General features: G+C 37.8%; 23 protein-coding genes, 1 tRNA gene and 1 pseudogene. 6 read left to right on the plus strand and 19 right to left on the minus strand.

All coding sequences use genetic code 11. The features are described from left to right. The first annotated feature begins 4 nt into the window (after positions 1-4). Both M3226_RS09110 and M3226_RS09115 read left to right on the plus strand, forming a co-directional pair. Positions 5-415, plus strand: a complete 411-nt coding sequence (locus M3226_RS09110; RefSeq protein ID WP_251564588.1) for a Fur family transcriptional regulator — start codon at positions 5-7, stop codon at positions 413-415. Between the two features lie 472 nt (positions 416-887). Beyond that, positions 888-1,199, plus strand: a complete 312-nt coding sequence (locus M3226_RS09115) for a site-specific integrase (RefSeq protein ID WP_251564590.1) — start codon at positions 888-890, stop codon at positions 1,197-1,199. A gap of 126 nt (positions 1,200-1,325) precedes the next feature. Here M3226_RS09115 and M3226_RS09120 read toward each other — a convergent pair. After that, positions 1,326-1,422 (minus strand) — tRNA-Sec (locus M3226_RS09120). A 269-nt stretch (positions 1,423-1,691) separates the two neighbouring features. On the opposite strand from M3226_RS09120, the gene M3226_RS09125 reads away from it, so the two are divergent. After that, on the plus strand, positions 1,692-2,117 hold the full coding sequence (locus M3226_RS09125; protein WP_251564592.1) for a DUF2621 domain-containing protein: 426 nt from the start codon (positions 1,692-1,694) through the stop codon (positions 2,115-2,117). A gap of 90 nt (positions 2,118-2,207) precedes the next feature. Here M3226_RS09125 and M3226_RS09130 read toward each other — a convergent pair whose 3' ends face one another. Both M3226_RS09130 and M3226_RS09135 read right to left on the minus strand, forming a co-directional pair. Then, positions 2,208-2,687, minus strand: a complete 480-nt coding sequence (locus M3226_RS09130; protein WP_251564594.1) for a CcdC family protein — start codon at positions 2,685-2,687, stop codon at positions 2,208-2,210. A gap of 179 nt (positions 2,688-2,866) precedes the next feature. Then, a complete protein-coding gene (locus M3226_RS09135; protein WP_251564596.1) occupies positions 2,867-3,574 on the minus strand; it encodes a cytochrome c biogenesis CcdA family protein in 708 nt (235 codons plus the stop codon). Positions 3,575-3,857: 283 nt separating this feature from the next. Here M3226_RS09135 and M3226_RS09140 point away from each other — a divergent pair, with 283 nt between their 5' ends. After that, complete coding sequence (locus M3226_RS09140) at positions 3,858-4,034, plus strand: aspartyl-phosphate phosphatase Spo0E family protein (protein ID WP_098527870.1); 177 nt, start codon at positions 3,858-3,860, stop codon at positions 4,032-4,034. Positions 4,035-4,142: 108 nt separating this feature from the next. On the opposite strand, the pseudogene M3226_RS09145 reads toward M3226_RS09140, so the two are convergent. From M3226_RS09145 to yneA, 9 genes and pseudogenes are all read right to left on the minus strand, one after another. Next, positions 4,143-4,344 (minus strand): annotated as a pseudogene (locus M3226_RS09145) (ABC transporter ATP-binding protein); the annotation flags it as partial. Further along, complete coding sequence (locus M3226_RS32705) at positions 4,295-4,492, minus strand: YneF family protein (RefSeq protein ID WP_374110579.1); 198 nt, start codon at positions 4,490-4,492, stop codon at positions 4,295-4,297. The pseudogene M3226_RS09145 and the gene M3226_RS32705, both read right to left, overlap by 50 nt. A 146-nt stretch (positions 4,493-4,638) precedes the next feature. Next, positions 4,639-4,839 (minus strand): cold-shock protein, encoded by a 201-nt coding sequence (locus tag M3226_RS09150; protein ID WP_098532719.1) that lies wholly within the window; start codon positions 4,837-4,839, stop codon positions 4,639-4,641. A gap of 413 nt (positions 4,840-5,252) precedes the next feature. After that, on the minus strand, positions 5,253-5,465 hold the full coding sequence (locus M3226_RS09155) for a YneF family protein (RefSeq protein ID WP_144562356.1): 213 nt from the start codon (positions 5,463-5,465) through the stop codon (positions 5,253-5,255). Positions 5,466-5,538: 73 nt separating this feature from the next. Continuing rightward, positions 5,539-5,979: a sporulation inhibitor of replication protein SirA gene (sirA, locus tag M3226_RS09160; RefSeq protein WP_251564598.1), complete on the minus strand. Its 441-nt coding sequence runs from the start codon at positions 5,977-5,979 to the stop codon at positions 5,539-5,541. A 391-nt stretch (positions 5,980-6,370) separates the two neighbouring features. Continuing rightward, positions 6,371-8,377, minus strand: coding sequence for a transketolase (gene tkt / locus M3226_RS09165; protein ID WP_251564601.1), 2,007 nt, complete (start codon positions 8,375-8,377; stop codon positions 6,371-6,373). A 219-nt stretch (positions 8,378-8,596) separates the two neighbouring features. Then, positions 8,597-8,827: a DUF896 domain-containing protein gene (locus tag M3226_RS09170; protein ID WP_251564603.1), complete on the minus strand. Its 231-nt coding sequence runs from the start codon at positions 8,825-8,827 to the stop codon at positions 8,597-8,599. 74 nt (positions 8,828-8,901) lie between these two features. Then, positions 8,902-9,549 carry a YneB family resolvase-like protein gene (locus tag M3226_RS09175; protein WP_251564605.1) on the minus strand — a complete coding sequence of 216 codons (648 nt, stop codon included), beginning with the start codon at positions 9,547-9,549 and terminating at the stop codon, positions 8,902-8,904. Between the two features lie 12 nt (positions 9,550-9,561). Continuing rightward, positions 9,562-9,882 carry a cell division suppressor protein YneA gene (gene yneA, locus M3226_RS09180; RefSeq protein ID WP_251564607.1) on the minus strand — a complete coding sequence of 107 codons (321 nt, stop codon included), beginning with the start codon at positions 9,880-9,882 and terminating at the stop codon, positions 9,562-9,564. A 161-nt stretch (positions 9,883-10,043) separates the two neighbouring features. Between yneA and lexA the strand changes: the two genes are divergently transcribed. Beyond that, positions 10,044-10,667, plus strand: a complete 624-nt coding sequence (lexA, locus tag M3226_RS09185; RefSeq protein ID WP_251564610.1) for a transcriptional repressor LexA — start codon at positions 10,044-10,046, stop codon at positions 10,665-10,667. 243 nt (positions 10,668-10,910) lie between these two features. Here lexA and glnA read toward each other — a convergent pair whose 3' ends face one another. The 4 genes from glnA to hflX all read right to left on the minus strand — a co-directional run bounded on the left by glnA (position 10,911) and on the right by hflX (position 15,382). Beyond that, on the minus strand, positions 10,911-12,245 hold the full coding sequence (gene glnA, locus M3226_RS09190) for a type I glutamate--ammonia ligase (protein ID WP_251564612.1): 1,335 nt from the start codon (positions 12,243-12,245) through the stop codon (positions 10,911-10,913). Positions 12,246-12,280: 35 nt separating this feature from the next. Then, positions 12,281-12,688 (minus strand): MerR family transcriptional regulator, encoded by a 408-nt coding sequence (locus M3226_RS09195; protein ID WP_308211937.1) that lies wholly within the window; start codon positions 12,686-12,688, stop codon positions 12,281-12,283. 142 nt (positions 12,689-12,830) lie between these two features. Then, a complete protein-coding gene (locus M3226_RS09200; protein ID WP_251564614.1) occupies positions 12,831-14,102 on the minus strand; it encodes a methionine gamma-lyase family protein in 1,272 nt (423 codons plus the stop codon). A gap of 14 nt (positions 14,103-14,116) precedes the next feature. Next, positions 14,117-15,382, minus strand: coding sequence for a GTPase HflX (gene hflX, locus M3226_RS09205; RefSeq protein ID WP_285857786.1), 1,266 nt, complete (start codon positions 15,380-15,382; stop codon positions 14,117-14,119). A 190-nt stretch (positions 15,383-15,572) separates the two neighbouring features. Here hflX and M3226_RS09210 point away from each other — a divergent pair, with 190 nt between their 5' ends. Next, entirely contained in the window at positions 15,573-16,211 is a 639-nt protein-coding gene (locus tag M3226_RS09210; RefSeq protein WP_251564618.1) for a trimeric intracellular cation channel family protein, read from the plus strand. A gap of 207 nt (positions 16,212-16,418) precedes the next feature. Here M3226_RS09210 and spoVK read toward each other — a convergent pair whose 3' ends face one another. The 3 genes from spoVK to miaA form a co-directional block, all read right to left on the minus strand. Then, positions 16,419-17,366, minus strand: a complete 948-nt coding sequence (gene spoVK / locus M3226_RS09215; RefSeq protein WP_251564620.1) for a stage V sporulation protein K — start codon at positions 17,364-17,366, stop codon at positions 16,419-16,421. 193 nt (positions 17,367-17,559) lie between these two features. Next, a complete protein-coding gene (hfq, locus tag M3226_RS09220) occupies positions 17,560-17,790 on the minus strand; it encodes an RNA chaperone Hfq (protein ID WP_007083878.1) in 231 nt (76 codons plus the stop codon). 26 nt (positions 17,791-17,816) lie between these two features. Then, a complete protein-coding gene (gene miaA / locus M3226_RS09225) occupies positions 17,817-18,773 on the minus strand; it encodes a tRNA (adenosine(37)-N6)-dimethylallyltransferase MiaA (RefSeq protein WP_251564621.1) in 957 nt (318 codons plus the stop codon). Positions 18,774-18,966: the final 193 nt, after the last annotated feature.

The following is an 18,966-nucleotide window of genomic DNA, read 5'->3' on the forward strand; positions in this document are numbered from 1 at the left end:
TTAGATGAATGCGAATAGCGCTTTACAGTTGTTAAAGGTAAAGGGTTATAAATACACTGGTAAAAGAGAATTAATAATCCATCGTATTTATAATGAAAATCGATATTTGTCTGCAAAGGAAGTGTTTGGATTTATGCAAAAAGATTATCCAAACCTAAGCATTGACACCATTTACCGAAATCTATCCTTGTTTGAGGAGCTTAGTATATTAGAATCGACAGAATTTGAAGGAGAAAGGCTTTTTCGTTTTGCTGGTTCAAATGATCACCATCAGCATCATATAATTTGCATCAAATGCCGGAAAACGATACCTTTTGAGGGATGTCCTATGAATAACATATCTAATGTACCAGATGGGTTTGAGATTACTGGACATAAATTTGAAATTTATGGTTATTGTAAGGATTGTGATTAGTAGATAAAACCTTTTGGGTAAAATAGGCGTGGATGCCCCCTCGACGTCACACACGATGCACATTCTTAATCGGCAATGCCATTAAATTAAGTTAGAATTTCATATCAGCCCTCCTTGACTCAAGAATGAGTTATCGAGGGTTTTTTGGATTGAGCTATAGACGATTCACTAATATTTCTTTTACTATTAAAAATAACTTTAATCCCGCGTATTCTCCAGAGTTTTTGCCGATAAAACAAAAAGCCTTTTTTCATTATTCCTTATCTCCCTCTAAAAAAACAAATTTAATAGGAATTATTACGATTTAAAACGCATATTTATTTTCGTAATATTAAAGTTTTTTAGATAAAATAAATCGTAAGTATTACGAATTGTATCTTATAACGATAATGGATTATAGTCAATTTAAATTTTTTTATGAAATTAATTTCTAATCTTGCATATCAAATGATAGATTCAAGGAGGGAGTTTTTTGCTTTTATTAGGACAGGGATACCAAGATTTGGATTTGGTATTTGCTCAAAAAAATGGTAAACCAATTCAACCAACCGAAATGGCTAGAAACTATCGTAAGATGGTAGACATAAGTGGCTTACCTTATATTAGGTTTCATGATTTAAGACATACTCACGCCACTTTATTACTACAACAAGGTGTACATCCAAAAGTGGTTTCTGAAAGATTGGGGCATTCAACGATAGGAATTACAATGGACACATACACTCATTTATTACCGAATATGCAAAAAGAAGCCGCTCACCAATTTGAGCAGCTTATAAAATAAGGTATATTCAATAAAAAATCCTTGTGACCAATCCGTGACCACAATCAATTTTTTTACATTTAAGTATACTAATAATCCCCTTACTAACTTCAAGAAAATTCCTCAAAAACCCTTATGTATCAAGGTTGGCGGGACTGCGTGGGAATCGAACCCACCAGACCTGGCACGCAGGTCTCAAGCAGTTTTGAAGACTGTGGGGGACACCAGTGCCCCATTCAGCCCCATATGAATAAAAGATCATGTGTAAAACTATTATTTCTAGAGTCAAATTACACACAAACTAATTACTATCCTGATATCATATTACAATGGAAATAGTATTAAATCAATCAATCCTTCTTATTTGTCATTTTTTCGACATGGATTTCTATTCCCCATACTGCTTAATAAACCACGGAAAATACGTGATTAAAAGCAAAATTGTGCGAATTCTTGTCATCTGTCCCCGAGAAGTCTATAATAGATAATAATATCGTTTTGTAGGTGAAAAATATGCTTCAAGGTTGGTTTCTATGGTTTATCCTATTTTGGGTAGTCTTTTTAATAGGTGCCTTTTCAATTGGCGGCTTTTTTATGTTCCGAAAGTTCCTTAAAAAAATGCCAAAAGAAGATGGCAAGTCCGTCATGGATTGGGAAGAGTATTTTGTGAATGAATCCCTCCACCTCTGGGGCCCTGAAGAAAAAGCCCTCTTAGAAGATTTAGTCAGCCCTGTACCGGAACTCTTCCGTGATGTAGCAAAGCACAAGATTGCCGGAAAAATTGGTGAACTAGCCATAAAAGAAAATGCCACTCAAATAACGGAAGAACTAGTCATTCGTGGCTATATTCAAGCAACACCGAAACGGGATCATAAATTCTTACGTAAAAAGTTGTTTCAAAATCAAATTGATGTTAAACCATATGAACATTTATTTTAAACCGCCATCAAGGCGGTTTTTTATTATTAATAAATTAATTATCTGTTATACATAAGAAAAACACTGACCTCTATGAGTCAGTGTTGGATTTTAAACCATTTTAATATTATGAAGCTCCCTATAGAGTTTCATATAAGAGCGGTACATCGCCACACGCCATGGAACAATCATGCTGAAGGCCAGCAGGAAGAACATGCCGCTTAGCTGTCCGATATCAATCGTACTACTTAATATTCCTTTTAATATTAAACGTACCACTAACAATCCAACTAATATAAAAATAAACGCCTTTGATCGTTTTAAATAAATATCATTATCTCGAATTTCAAATTTTGACGTTTTAATCAATAGAATCGAGAAAAGCATACCAACAATGATTGCCTCACCTATTTCCATTGGCGTTAATCGAAACTCCGGTACCACATACATTAATGCCCCAGTTGACATAAAAAAAGGCGGCAGGATAATCTTTTTCACATTAGTCGGTTTCTTTGCTGCTTTCATGCGAACAAACAGAGCGAGAGAGCCCATAATAACAGCTCCGATGGAAGAAACAACAACGTAATTCATTGGATTCATACATCCCTTATCTAATTATTTACTCAACCATTATATCTCAAATAATGTATTTTGAGAAAAAATAATCACCGTATTTAACATTAAAATATTTTAATGTTGAAGGCAAATTCATGCAATAGCTGGAAAGCTGGCCTGAACTTGAAAACTACCATATTCGTAGTAAAAAAGATTTAAAAACCAGTAAACCCGCCAAACATTCCTTGAAAGATGGTAATAATTTTCGTCATCCAGTCAAAGAATAGTACAATCCCCATGACAATCATGATATAACCACCGATTTTCATAATCTTTCCGCTGTGTTTTTTGATCCACTTCATCCGGCCGACGAAGAACGATAGGATCAAAAATGGAATCGCAAATCCCAGGGAGTAAGCAAGCATATATAACACGCCAGAACCTGGATTTGAGGCAGCAAGAAGAATCACGGATGAAAGAATTGGACCCGTACAAGGTGTCCATCCGGCGGCAAAGGCCATACCGATTAAAACTGAACCAATATACCCTGATGGACGATTTTTAAATTCAACACGCCGGTCTCTCATCATAAATTCCGGTTTAAATACACCGACAATCATTAATCCAAATAAGACAATAAAGATACCGCCTAACTGGCGAATCAGGTCTTTATAGGATAAGAAAAACTGGCCAATAAACGAGGTTCCAAAACCAATTGCGATAAAAATAATTGAAAAACCTAATAAGAAAAAAAGTGTATGCAGTAAGCTCCGCTTTTGCAGCATGGCATTTTCATCTCTTAATTCTCCAACAGACATTCCGGTTATGTATGAAAGAAAGGCAGGGTATAGCGGCAAACAACAAGGAGAAATAAAGCTCAGAAAGCCTGCCCCTAAAGCTAAAAATAGATTTACATCTGACATGTATTTAACACTCCCACTATAGTCGATACTCCTTCATTCTAACAAAGATCATCAATAAATGATAATGGTTAACGTGAATATTTTGTGTCTCGATATTAACAAGTCAATAAATAGTAACTTTTACAAAATGGGATGAATAAATAAATTGGATTTTTTCTTACAAATTTCTTTGAAGTAATTTACAATATAGGTTATACTAGTAAAACAATGCCCTTTTAATAGGCATAGACTCTTCTTTTTTATTTAAAAAATATTAGGAGTTACTCCGGAAAGGACTTCGGCCGTGCTGAAACAAGATCTCATAACTATGATAGAAACAAAGCGAGCTGAATTAATTCAAGTCGCAACAACAAACGGCTTGACATCCTCCGTTGCAATTCGCTATAGTCAGGAACTTGATAAATTATTAAACGAATATAATAAAATATATATTAAAAAAGTTCCAACAACCGCTTTATAATAAGATAGCCTGGCAATTGATGCCAGGCTTTTTCTATTAATCCACAACATCCTCCACATGTTCAAGTACTCCATTTTGCAGCAGGAACCTTTTATGGTATAGTCCGTGAAAATAGCTTAGGACATTAATCAGTGCAAAAATATAAATAAGATCCAATTGCAATTGCTGCTCTTAATAGTAAACCATCAATCTTTATATTTTTCATCCCTGCATTAAAGTGCTTTTGAATAATATCTCCAAACTCTTAACGTAGGCGCTTTTCATTGCGAAAAACTTGAATGATTGACATGCCGGCATGTGATACACCCAGCCAAATACCAGCATGAGCACACTAAAATTGCTGCCATCATTTTGTTGATCTTTTTTTGCGAAGGTTTCTTACCCATTTGTAGAAAGTTGGTTTTAACAAAGATTACAAAATCTTTATAAGAATAAATTAGGTTATTGCCAAAATATATGCTACAATGGTCCTACCATTTGATTTACTTTTTACATGTGCCCTACTCATTCGTGAGTAGGGCTCCTTGTTTATTTAGAGTTATTTAAAAAGATAGGGAAAATAAAAAACAGACTCTATAAAGAGCCTGTTTTAATTTGTTTATTATTAAGCTTTACGAACGTTAGCTGCTTGAGCTCCACGTTGGCCTTGCTCAACGTCAAAAGTTACTGCTTGACCTTCGTCTAAAGATTTGAAACCTTCGCCTTGGATAGCTGAGAAATGAACGAATACATCTTCTCCACCTTCACGCTCGATAAATCCGAAACCTTTTTCTGCATTAAACCATTTTACTTTACCGTTTTCCATTTTGTTTCCTCCTGCTGTGTGCTTTGCACACAATGTATTACTATCCTTGCACTCAGTGATCATCAAGACGAAAAGTTAATCTTATACTATCCTTTACACCGAACAAAAATAATTCTTTTTTATAATAACACTATTTATAAAAATTTGCAAGGGAATTCCAAATTGGATTTTTTAAATTTTTTTTCACTCATTAACCTTGATATGGATGGATTTATCAACATTTTAATAAAAAAACCACCTTTCCGGTTATTTTCATCGGAACAAGTGGTTTTTGCGTTTAAATTATGAAGGATTACGTAATTATTAATAAAGGATGTAAGCCTACTTTAGTTGGACTCCCCTTCTTAATAATTACTAACAACCAAGTGATTAAACCTTATGAAACAAGGTTATCACATGAATGCTTGTCCGTTTTATTTAGACTGCTGTTTATTCATAGCAGCCATCATTTGGTTGATCTTCTTTTGTGAAGGTTTCATACCCATTTGCATCATCATCATTTTTAACATTTGCTCATTTATTGGCGGATTTTTCTTTAAGTAGCTCATCATATATTTACGAGCAATGAAAAATCCTAGTGCTACACCAGCGGCTAATGCTAGTATACCAACTAGTACATATAACATTAAACTTCCTCCTTCATGTTGTCTACCATACAGTGTACTAAATAAAACGAAATAAAACAATATCTCATTTCAATTAGACATATTTTCTTTCTTTAATTGGCTTTAGCCATCCGACCCGTTCATGTTCAAGATCAATTGCTAAGAAGGAGGATTCACATTTTCTGAGCACTTCAAAAAAGGCCGTTTCTGCTTCATAGCTACCTTCTGCTTCTACTGTTATTAACTCTTGAAAAACTTCTAACCTTGCCGTGCTTAGTTTTCCGCTTAAAGTAATCGTATATGCACCATGATCTGCTCTAAATCCCTTCATTTTCCCTAACTGTTTTTGAAGCAGATTATGAATTTTTAAAACCTCTACACGTTTCGTAATATATGAAATTTGTTTTTGAGTAATAAATTTAAGTTCGCCGTCTGCCGTATGATGTTCATGAAAAAGCTGAAAAAATATACGCTCTCTTCCGAAGTAATGGGCGGCAAATTCATCTTCTACTAAATATAGCTGATATTTTCTCACCACTGTTCTCCCCTTCGTTGAAATCCTTTTTTCTATTATAAAAAAGCATGGACAAAACGTTTGTCTTACGGCGGCAAAAACTTTCACTACTTTTGTCGATAATATGTTTACTAATCAATTTCGCTATAATTTATGAACTTTCCTTTAATTAATTTCAATTGTTCATAAATTGTAACAACATAGGAGCCCATTCTAACTATCATGATGGGTATTGTTTACTTCTGTTTGTGTATGGCTCAAAAAACTAACTAATGGCCCATAATCGTGATTGTTTGGCTTGTTTTCCGCATTTATGGCTTATTTTGAAAGCATATTGGAATATTTACTATATTTTAACAAAAAAACATAAAAAAAGAGAACGGATAAGCCGTTCTCTCTAAATTAATAACAATTATTGTTGAATTAGGGCCTTAACACGAGCGACTACATTATCCACACTAAAGCCGTATTCTTCCATAACTTTTTCACCAGGTGCCGATGCTCCGAATTGGTCGATTGCCAATACATCTCCTTCGTCACCAGTATATTTATGCCAACCGAATGAAGCTCCCATTTCAATTCCAAGGCGTTTTTTCACGTTTCTCGGTAAAACAGAATTTTTATACTCTTGTGATTGTTGGTCAAAACGATCCCATGAAGGCATGCTGACAACAGAAACATGAACGCCTTCCCCTGCAAGGACTTTTTGTGCTTCCACTGCAAGACTTACTTCTGAGCCCGTTGCAAGAATTAAAGCATCTGGAGTTTCTTTTTCAGAAGGAGAAACAACATAAGCACCCTTTGAAACGCCCTCATATGCATTCACATCTGTTCCTTTTAATGTAGGTAAATCTTGACGAGTCAAGATAAGTGCAGTTGGTTTATTGGTTGATTCAACTGCAAGCTTCCAAGCTGCTGCTGTTTCATTGCCGTCTGCTGGACGAATAATGGATAGACCAGGCATTGCGCGTAATGCTGCAAGCTGTTCGACAGGCTCGTGTGTTGGGCCATCTTCCCCAACAGCGATACTATCATGTGTAAATACATAAGTAACAGGTAATCCCATGATTGCGGCTAAACGGATTGCTGGACGAAGGTAATCAGAGAACACGAAGAATGTTCCTCCAAATATTTTTACTCCGCCGTGAAGGGCGATACCATTCATTGCAGCACCCATTGCAAATTCACGAACGCCGAACCAGAAATTACGGCCTTCATAGGCGCCTGGCATATAGTCAGTTGTACCTTTAATCATTGTTTTATTGGAACCTGCAAGGTCTGCTGAACCGCCAATGAAGATTGGTAAGTTTTTAGCGATGCCATTTAGGACTTCACCAGATGAGGCACGGCTTGCTAAACTCTTGCCTTCTTGGTAAACAGGGATATCCTTGTCCCAGCCTTCAGGAAGTTCATTATTTAATGCTTGTTCAAGCTGAGCAGCTAATTCAGGATACTCATTCTTATATTGTGCGAACATTTCGTTCCATTCTTTTTCCTTTTTCTCTCCGTTTTCAACAATGAGTTTTTGGAAGTTGTCATAGACTTCTTGTGGAACGTGGAAATCTTCTTCGAATGTCCATTTATATGCTTCTTTTGTAAGTTTTAACTCGTTTGCACCTAGCGGAGCGCCGTGAACACCAGAAGTACCGGCACGGTTTGGTGAACCATATCCAATGATCGTTCTAACTTCAATCATAGTTGGACGGTCTAAGTCATTTCTTGCTTCTTCAAGTGCTTTTGCGATTTCCTCAAGGTTATTGCCGTCCTCCACACGAAGGTATTGCCAGCCGTAAGCTTCGAAACGCCCTTTTACACTTTCAGAGAAAGATTTGTCTAGGTCTCCATCAAGTGAAATATCATTGGAATCATAAAGAACAACTAAACGTCCTAATTTTAAATGTCCTGCAAGTGATGCAGCTTCTGCAGAAACACCTTCCATGAGGTCACCATCACCACAAACACTATATGTAAAATGGTTCACAATCTCGTATTTATCTTTGTTATACACACTAGCAACATGACGTTCTGCCATTGCCATCCCAACAGCCATTGCAATGCCTTGTCCAAGCGGACCAGTTGTCGCTTCTACACCTTCTGTGTGGCGATACTCAGGGTGTCCAGGTGTCTTACTACCCCACTGACGGAATTGTTTAATGTCCTCCATGCTTAAATTATAGCCGGATAAGTGGAGCATGCTATATAACAATGCAGAACCATGGCCTGCAGATAAGACGAAACGATCACGGTTGAACCAATGAGGATTATTAGGGTTTTGGTTCATGAATCTTGTCCATAATGTATAAGTCATTGGGGCAGCACCCATTGGCATACCTGGATGCCCAGAATTTGCTTTCTCAATAGCATCAATAGAAAGCGTACGAATCGATGTTACGGATAAATCATCAATAGTATTAAACATGAATTACATCCTTTCTTGATCACGGATAATAAATACATCCTTTATATTATCTTGCATTGTCTATTAATTCAACTAATAAACAAAAATTAGATTGAAAATTTCACTTTATTTTTATTTTGACTCAAACAAGAATAATAATGTATGTAATAGTAAATGAAAATACCCCGCCTTTATTAGGCGAGGTGAGAAAATACAGAAGGTCCTAACCTTAATATATAGTTAATGAAGAGGGCGATTCTTTCTAGCTTTTATTTTTTCAGGTGTGACATCATTACCCTCTGGATCAATAAACTTTGTATTCGTTAATGTATCGAGCATATTTGCTCGGAAAGTAGCCAAGTATTCACTTCTTAATTTGGATTGCTCTTTTGCTTCTAACTCTGTTAATCCTGACGATTTTGCCTTTCTAGCCAGTTCATTAATGCGAGCCATTTTTTCTTTTGAAAGCATACCCATCCATCCTTTCTCATCAAATGAAGACACTTGATTTTACTAAAAAAAAGCCTTCATGACAAGATAAAGAGCTACTGATTCTGTGATTCTATATATTCCTGATATCTTCTATGGACAGTTGCTTTTGAAATGTTATACCCAAAGCCTCTTAGTGTGGCGGCAATTTCAGCAAACGTCAGCTCATTTTCCCGTAATCGGATAATCTGTTCAATTGGTACTTCAATTTTTTCCCTGCCAGAGGATTGTCCAAGGTTCTTTAAGTTTTTTTCTGGTTTATAGCCTTGCTCAACGGCACGCTTCATGCCTCTTTTTATTTTTACATTATGTAGTTTCCGCTGATATTCTTCTACCATGCTGACTATTTTTAAAACCATGGAATCCGATTCTGAAAGTTGTAATTCACCATTATGAGAAATACTATAAAGTTGAATTCCTTCTTTTATTATACAATGCAGAAGGGCAATTTTAGCGTTACCTCTTCCAAGCCGTGTTTCATCCTGAATTAATAGGGCCTGAACTTCCGGTTCTTTTATCCGCTCAAGTACCTCTAGTATTCCATCTCTTTCAAAATCATAACCACTAGCTTGTTCTTTTATAATGGAGTCGATTTCAAATCCATACTGGTTCGCAAGCTGGATTAATTCATCTTCCTGGCGTATTAAGGACGTTTCTTGCGTTTGTTTGTTGGTACTGACACGGCAGTAAATAATTGCTTTCATTAGTTATCCTTTCTATTGCTTCGGCGCACTCGCAAGTTCTGTTGTGTTGTCGGAATCCTCTTTGCTTACAGGGATTACAATTTCTTCACCAGGATAGATTTGATCATTGATATTTTCATTATGCTTTTTTACCCAGCTCACGAACTCTTTGTTTGATAGCGAATGCTTACCTTCAAATTGATCAGAAATCTTCCAAAGTGTATCCCCTTCAGAAATGGTTACTTTTAAATATTGATCATCAGAATGATGTTTAAATGATAATACGAAAGCTAATGTGCAGCTTAAAATAATAAGAGTAATAGCATACGAGTATTGTTTCCATAACTTTTTCATGTTTCGCACCTCTTATAAGAATATATGTTCCCTTTCGATTTATTTTCATTATAATTCGAACGTTTGTTTGTTGTCAACCATTTTCTCGAACTTATGTTTGTATAGTATGGTGCGACATGCTATAATAAAGACAACATTAACCAGGCGAGGTGCATTTTATCATGGTAAAGATATCAAAGCGGCAGCAGGATATCCTCGAATTTATAAAACATGAAGTTAGAAGTAAGGGATATCCTCCTTCCGTCAGGGAAATTGGTGAAGCGGTTGGACTTGCATCAAGTTCTACTGTTCACGGTCACCTAGCACGATTAGAGAGTAAAGGTCTAATTAGGAGAGACCCTACCAAACCAAGAGCTATTGAAATACTAGATGCGGATGAAGCTGCACAGATTCCTAGAAATAAAGTTGTAAACGTTCCAGTGGTTGGGAAAGTAACGGCTGGATTGCCAATCACAGCAATTGAGAACGTTGAAGAGTATTTCCCACTTCCTGAAAGCTTGGCTCCTTCAGACGAGCAGGTATTTATGCTAGAAATCATGGGTGAAAGTATGATAGAGGCGGGAATACTTGACGGAGACTACGTGATTGTGAAGCAGCAGCAGACTGCGAATAATGGGGATATTGTTGTTGCCATGACGGAGGATGATGAAGCAACTTGTAAGAGATTCTTTAAGGAGAAAGACTACATCCGCCTGCAGCCGGAAAACTCTGCCATGGATCCTATCATTTTACGAAATGTATCGATTTTAGGGAAAGTTATTGGAGTTTATCGCCATATTCATTAATCGAGAGAGCTGATCCAGCTCTCTTTTTTGTGGCCAATTTTACCCGCATCCGTACTTGTGTGATGAAAGACACTTCCTTCTTACTCAATAGCCTTTTGTCCCTCATCCTCCCGATGAAGGATACTTTCCTTCTTGCCTAACCGCATTTTGTCCTCATCACCCAGGAACTTGCTCAACCATGAATTGTTCTTCTTAAACACCAAAAAGCCTTGACGCATAGAGCGCCAAGGCTTCTTCAATCTCTTAATAAGTGCTCATGTACTGATCGCGTTCCCATTGGTGAACGACAGTTCTAAACATATCCCACTCGATTTCTTTCGCTTCAACAAAGTGTTCGAAGATGTGCTCGCCTAAACCAGCAACAATTACTTCATCTTGGCTTAATTGATCTAATGCTTGTGCAAGAGTTGCCGGAAGATCAATGATACCTTCTTCGATTCTTTCTTCTTTGCTCATAACATAGATGTTACGATCTACTGGAGCTGGAGGAGTTAATTTATTTTTAATACCGTCTAAACCAGCTTTTAATAGAACAGCCATTGCAAGATATGGATTTGCTGCTGGGTCCACACTTCGCACTTCTACACGTGTGCTTAACCCGCGAGAAGCAGGAATACGAATTAGTGGTGAACGGTTTCTAGCAGACCAAGCTACATAACAAGGTGCTTCATAGCCAGGTACTAAACGCTTATAAGAGTTTACAGTTGGGTTCGTTACCGCTGTAAAGGCAGGAGCATGCTTTAGGATACCAGCAATGAATTGACGAGCTGTATCACTCATTTCTAGATTACCAGTTGGCTCGAAGAATGCATTTTCGCCATTTTTGAATAATGAAAGGTTCATGTGCATACCAGATCCATTTACACCGAATAATGGTTTTGGCATGAACGTTGCGTGTAATCCGTGTTTACGAGCAATTGTTTTTACAACAAGCTTGAAAGTTTGGATTTGGTCGCATGCTGTTAATGCATCGGCATATTTAAAATCGATTTCGTGTTGTCCTGGAGCAACTTCGTGGTGAGAAGCTTCGATTTCAAAGCCCATTTCTTCTAGCTCAAGAACGATATCACGACGGCAGTTTTCACCTAAGTCTGTTGGTGCTAAGTCAAAATAACCGCCTTGGTCGTTAAGTTCTAAAGATGGTTCACCTTTTTGGTCTAATTTAAATAAGAAGAATTCTGGCTCAGGTCCAAGGTTGAAGTTAGTGAATCCTAGTTCTTCCATTTCCTTTAACACTCTTCTTAAGTTATTACGTGGGTCACCTTCAAAAGGTTTTCCTTCTGGAGTATAGATATCACAGATCAAACGAGCTACTTTTCCTTTTTCAGCAGTCCAAGGGAAAATTACCCATGTGTTAAGGTCTGGGTATAGTAGCATATCAGATTCTTCGATACGCACAAATCCTTCAATGGAAGAACCATCGAACATCATTTTGTTATCTAATGCTTTTTCCAACTGGCTAATAGGAATCTCAACATTTTTAATTGTTCCAAGAATGTCAGTGAATTGAAGACGAATAAATTTTACGTTTTCCTCTTTCGCCATCCGTTGGATGTCTTCTCTTGAATACTTTGCCATTTTAATTCCCCCTATTATAAAAAGAATGATTACCTTTAATGGAAAAATCGAGACATATCGCCTTGGCGTAATGTAAATCGATTGTTTCTGCCTGAATGCATTAATTCATTGCGGAGAAGCTTTCTTAGTTGTTCATCTGTTAGATCCTGTTTTGTTTTTTCAGTTTGTTTCTCTATTATATTAGCTGATTCCTGTTGCTCCTTGACCATGAACAATTGCTTGATTCCAGCCATGTTCACACCTTGGTCAATTAAGTCTTTGATTTCTAATAGTCTATCAATATTATTTAGGCTGAATAGACGTCTGTTTCCCTCGGTTCTTGCTGGAGAAATCAATTGGTGTTCTTCATAATAGCGGATTTGCCTTGCGGTTAACTCGGTTAACTGCATGACGGTCCCGATAGGAAACAATGGCATGGAACGACGAATTTCTTTTCCACTCACCAAATTTCTCCTCCCCTTAATAGTAAATCATATTGCTATTATATTTCGTGTAAGAAAAGATGTCAATGTTGTGTTAGATTTACTTACACGATTTTTAAAGGGATTTTTATTCAATTAGTTTTTTACTATTATTTACTTTGTCCTACTCAAGACGAATTAATCCTTTTTCAATTAAATGGTCAATTGCTAAACAAATGGCCATTTTAACGTGAGCATATGTTAAACCACCCTGGACATATACCACATATGGTGGTCGAAGCGGACCGTCTGCGGTTAATTCGATACTAGCACCTTGAATAAACGTTCCTGCTGCCATGATGACTTCATCTTCATATCCAGGCATATAACTTGGATGCGGTGTAACATAGGAATTAATAGGCGAAGCAAATTGAATTGCCTGACAAAAAGAAACCATTTTATCTCTATCATCGAATTGAACAGACTGAATGAGATCCGTCCTTTTGGCATTCCATTTCGGTGAAGAATTCATACCCAAATGTTCTAGCATAGCAGCAGTAAACACAGCTCCCTTTAATGCCTGACCAACAACATGCGGAGCGAGAAAGAAACCTTGATACATTTCTTGAAGACTATAGAGGGAAGCACCTGCCTCTGCCCCAATCCCCGGGGAAGTCATACGGTAAGAGCAAGCCTCGACCCATTGTTTTACTCCAACGATGTAACCGCCTGTTTTCGCAAGTCCACCGCCAGGATTTTTAATTAAGGAGCCCGCCATTAAATCTGCTCCAACATGGCAAGGTTCTTGTTCTTCCACGAATTCACCGTAGCAATTATCTACAAATACAACAAGATCTGGTTTTATTTCTTTTACAAAAGAAATCATTTGACCGATTTCCCCTACAGTGAATGATGGTCTAGTTGCATACCCTTTGGATCGCTGGATCCCAATCATTTTTGTATTTGGTGTTATTTTTGAGGCAACCTCATCCCAATTGATTGCCCCTTCATCAGTTAAGGCCACGCTATCGTAAGAAATTCCAAATTCCTTTAGCGAGCCTACCCCATTGCCGCGAATCCCGACAATTTCTTCTAGCGTATCATAAGGTTTCCCCGTTATATAAAGCAGTTCATCCCCTGGTCTGAGTACACCGAATAAGGCTATTGAGATGGCATGTGTACCGGAAATGATCTGTGGACGAACAAGCCCCGCTTCTCCGCCAAAGACATCTGCATACACTAATTCCAATGTATCTCTGCCAATATCATCATAGCCATAACCGGTCGATGGGATAAAGTGTGAATCACTGACACGGTGTTTTTGAAAGCTTTTCAATACGCGAAATTGATTGCTCTCAATTCTTTCGTCAATTTCTTTATGGACTTCAGCAATTTGCTGCTCTACTTTTCGCACCACGGAGTAAAGCTTGTCCCCATTTTGCAGCTGTTGAAACATGATGTAACTCCTATCTATACTGTGAATTTCTGTAATTGTCCGGTGATTTGATGATCAGCGAGTGAATAGCCTTTACACCGATATAATTGATCTTCCTCATCAAAAACAAGTTCTCTTAAGATGGTCTCATTTTTCAATTGTGAAAGCAGCTTCCCCTCAGTCGAAGGAATTCGAACTTCGTAAGACTCCATCATGTCCATTACGATTTTTTCCATTTTCCCCTTCAAGGCATGGCGATCATTTTCATCAAAAGCACTAATGAAGATCGTGGTTGTATCTGCTGTTGGAACAAAATCCGGATGTTGAATATCCCTTTTATTATACACGGTTATTTGCGGGATATCTTTTACTTCTAGATCATCAAGCAACTTTTTCACCGTTTTTTCATGCTGGTAATAGTCCGGATTTGACATATCGACCACATGAAGAAGCAAGTCTGCTTCCTTTACCTCCTCAAGCGTAGAGCGAAATGCAGCTATCAGAGTTGTTGGCAGGTCTTGAATAAATCCAACCGTATCCGTAATTAAGGCTAAGAAACCACTTGGTAAAATCAATTTGCGCGTCATAGGATCAAGTGTGGCAAACAATTGATTCTCTTCATAAGACTCCGCCTCTGATAAACGATTAAAAAGGGTCGACTTTCCTGCATTTGTATAACCGACAATGGCGACTTGAAAGGTTTTATTTTTCTTTCTTCGTTCACGATATCTGTCACGGTGCTGAACAATAACGGAAAGCTGACTCTTAATATCATCAATTCTGCGCCGGATATGTCTTCGATCTGATTCTAGTTTTGTTTCCCCTGGTCCTCTTGTTCCAATCCCTGCACCAAGTCTTGAAAGTGCTGTACCTTGTCCAGCCAAACGGGGAAGTATGTATTGCAGCTGTGCCAGTTCAACCTGCAGCTTTCCTTCTTTTGAGCGCGCCCTTTGCGCAAATATATCTAAAATGAGTTGAGTTCGATCAATAATTCGAACATCGATTTCTGAGCCCAGATTTCTTTTTTGACTTGGAGAAAGTTCGTCATTAAAGATGACAATGTCTGCTTCAAGCTCCTCAACGAGGCTTTTTAGCTCTTCCACTTTGCCTTTACCTATATAGGTGGCCGGATGTACACGGTCCCGTTTTTGGACCAAGGAAGCAAGGACTTCCCCTTGGGCGGTTTCGGTTAAAGCTCCTAACTCTTCCATCGAATAGTCAAAACGCTGATCCTCGTCACCATTTGTTTGACAACCAACGAGAATGACCTTTTCCTTCGTTTCCTTTTGTTCCACAGGCATCCTTCCTTCCGTAACTGTACTTCACTCTCATCATAACAAAAAAACTTTGTAATCACTAATATTCCCATACTGTTTTGGAATTAAAAAGTAGTTGTAATTTTCTTGCACCATGATAAAATTTTATTGTTTGTTATTGAACAGGATTATTACTACTATCATTGTGTTTAAGTTACACAAAGGGGAAATCAACATGACATGGGAAGTATTAAGTATGATTGGTACCATTGCCTTTGCAGTCAGCGGTGCGATTGTGGCGATGGAAGAGGAATATGATATTTTAGGGGTTTATATTTTAGGAATCGTTACAGCGTTTGGCGGCGGAGCAATCCGAAACCTGCTCATTGGCGTACCCGTCTCGGCCTTATGGGAACAGGGTTTATTTTTTCAAATTGCCTTGTTGTCAATTACAGCGGTGTTTTTATTTCCTACTAACTTATTGCGACATTGGCAAAAATGGGGGAACTTTTTTGATGCGATCGGCCTGTCCGCCTTTGCGATTCAGGGTGCCATCTATGCCGAGAATATGAAGCATCCCCTCAGTGCTGTCATTGTTGCAGCCGTATTAACAGGGATTGGCGGGGGGATTATCCGCGACCTGCTTGCCGGTAGAAAACCGATTGTGTTAAGATCGGAAATTTATGCTGTTTGGGCAATTCTGGCGGGTTTTATGATTGGTCTTGAGATTGCCACTGAATCTTGGCAATTATATACCCTATTTGTTTTAGTTACTGGCTTACGTGTACTGTCTTATACTTTTGATTGGAAGCTGCCTTCTCGAAGTCTTAGAGTTTCCCAAAAGATCCAAAATCATAAACAAATCGGCGGGTGATGATCCCGCCGATTTTTACGTCGTTTAGGAATTAATAAAATTTTCGCTTGTGGATAACTGTTAATAAAAGGACTGTCGACGTCCAGCTCCAGCGCCTAGCCCCTCGATGGTCTACAGCCACTCAGGGAAAGAAGGCATAGAACGCCTTCTTTCCCTGAGTGGCTTATGCTTGTCGGGGCTGTTCAAGGCGCTTGCGCTTTTGTTCTTTTAATCCTCTTCAAATATTAAATCATTGCTCCTGAGTGTCATTAATTCATGCTTGTCATAACTATTCAGCATTAACAACCTCATTGCCTGTGCCCTGACTGATTTTTCAATGACGTTACGTACGTATCTGCCGTTTGAAAAAGTATTAGGATTTAAAACAGCCTTTACCCAAATTAAATGGTCTTTTAATTTCTTTTCAGCTTCATGGCTTAACGTATACTCTCTTTCTTTTAACATCCTTCCTGCAATATCCATCAACTGATCGATATTATAATCCGGAAAATCAACAACCAAGGGAAACCGAGAATGCAGACCGGGATTTAGGGTTAAAAAATGATCCATTTCCCTTGAATATCCAGCAAGAATTAAAATAAACTCATGCTGCTTATCCTCCATATGTTTGACAAGCGTATCGATGGCTTCCTTGCCAAAATCCTTTTCGCCGCCACGACCTAAGGAATAGGCTTCATCGATAAATAGAATTCCTCCTTGAGCCTTCTTTACTAAATCTCTCGTTTTTTGGGCGGTATGACCAATATACTCGCCAACGAGGTCCGCCCGTTCCGCCTCAATTAAATGGCCTTTTGAGAGTACATTCATCTTTTGAAACAGCTTGCCAATTAACCTAGCAACAGTGGTTTTCCCTGTTCCAGGGTTCCCTTTAAACATCATATGGAGGGCTTGTTTTCTTGCCTTCAGCCCCATTTCCTCACGCTTCTTGTTAACATAAATCCAAGCATAAATTTCTTTAATCATACGCTTCATTTCTTCCATACCAACCAATGCCCCGAGCTCTTCTTCAATTTCTTTTAGTGCAGTGTGCTCTGGGGGAATGACCTTTGGAACAACTTGAAAATCGGGTACTTCTTTTCTTATTGTCGGCCTTTCATGCGAGTTGAGTACCACCCTTATTTGGCCGTTACTTTTCGTTCGATATGGTTGGTCCAAAGCTATCACCTCTCAATCTGCAGACAGTATACATAAGGTAGCAAGATTAAAGCTACTCAGAAGTGTTTTAGGTTAGGCATAATCCTTCCCTCTATGTGTATTCACAATCCGTGGAATTCATTAAAGAAGATTTCTTTTATTTATAGAAAATAAAAAAAAGAGCCCAGATAACGGGCTCCATTTTGATCCTATTTTATTGGTTATCCAATTCAAGCTGAACATTACGCTGCGGTGCAAAAGTGGAAATCGCATGCTTAAATACCAATTGTTGTTTACCTTCTGATTCAAATAATACGGTGAAATTATCAAAGCCCTTAATTTGGCCTCTTAATTGAAAACCATTTAGAAGGAACACCGTTACATGGGTGTTGTCTTTACGGCACTGGTTCAAAAATTGGTCTTGAATATTAATTGTTGTTTTCATTAGTATATCCTCCTCTTTTATCTCTACTAATATGTATTCGATTTTACTTGAAGCTTTCCTTCAACATATTGTGAAATTTCCGCTATTTTTTTTGCTAAATCGTTCACATATGTCATATCAAACCATTTTACATCCATTTTGTTCCGAAACCAAGTTAATTGCCTTTTTGCATACCTTCTAGAGTTTTGTTTTAGCTGCTCAACGGCATCATCCCAGGTCACTTTTTCATTTAAATAGTCATAAATCTCTTTATAACCGATAGCTTGAATTGACTGACAATCACGTAAGCCTTGGTTGTATAACGATTTTACCTCATCTAACAGCCCTTGCTTAACCATTATATCCACTCTTAAATTAATACGCTCGTACAGCTTTTCCCGGTCCATCGTTAATCCGACAAGGGCTGTTTCATACATCAGATCAGGCTGTTGTTTCCTCTGATAATCCTGCATCGTTTTACCTGTCAAATGGTATATCTCAAGTGCACGGATCACCCTTCTTACATTATTCGGATGGATTTGCGCTGCACTATCTGGGTCAACCGTTTGAAGTTCTTTGTACAAAGCGTCATTTCCTATTTGCTTTACTTTTTCCTCTAGCTCAAGCCGAAAAGCTTCGTCACCAGGTACATCGGAAAATTGATAGTCATAAATGACGGACTGAATATACAACCCTGTCCCGCCAACAATGATAGGAAGCTTTCCCCTTTTGGCAATTTCATTTATTTTTGCACGAACCAAGATTTGAAATTCTGCAACTGAAAAATTTTCCTCCGGCTCTTTAATATCAATTAAATGGTGTGGGATACCTTGCATTTCTTCTTTCGTGATTTTTGCAGTCCCAATATCCATTCCTCGATAAATCTGCATGGAATCCCCGCTGATAATTTCACCGTTATATCGTTTGGCCATTTCGATGCTAAGATTTGTTTTTCCCACTGCGGTAGGACCAATGATAACTAATACTTTTTGTTTGGAATCCACTATTTTCTCACTGCCTTATGCTTTTTTTCAGTGATGGACGCTGTTTGTTCTGCTTCCACCCCTTCATGGTAACACAATTTTGAAAAGCAGTAGAACATCAAACAAGTATATACAAAAAATTTGTTTCTTATGCGTTTTAGTTAAATGAAATTTTTATAACACATTACTTCAAAATATGACAAAAAAATTTATA

This window comes from Neobacillus cucumis (assembly GCF_023715505.1).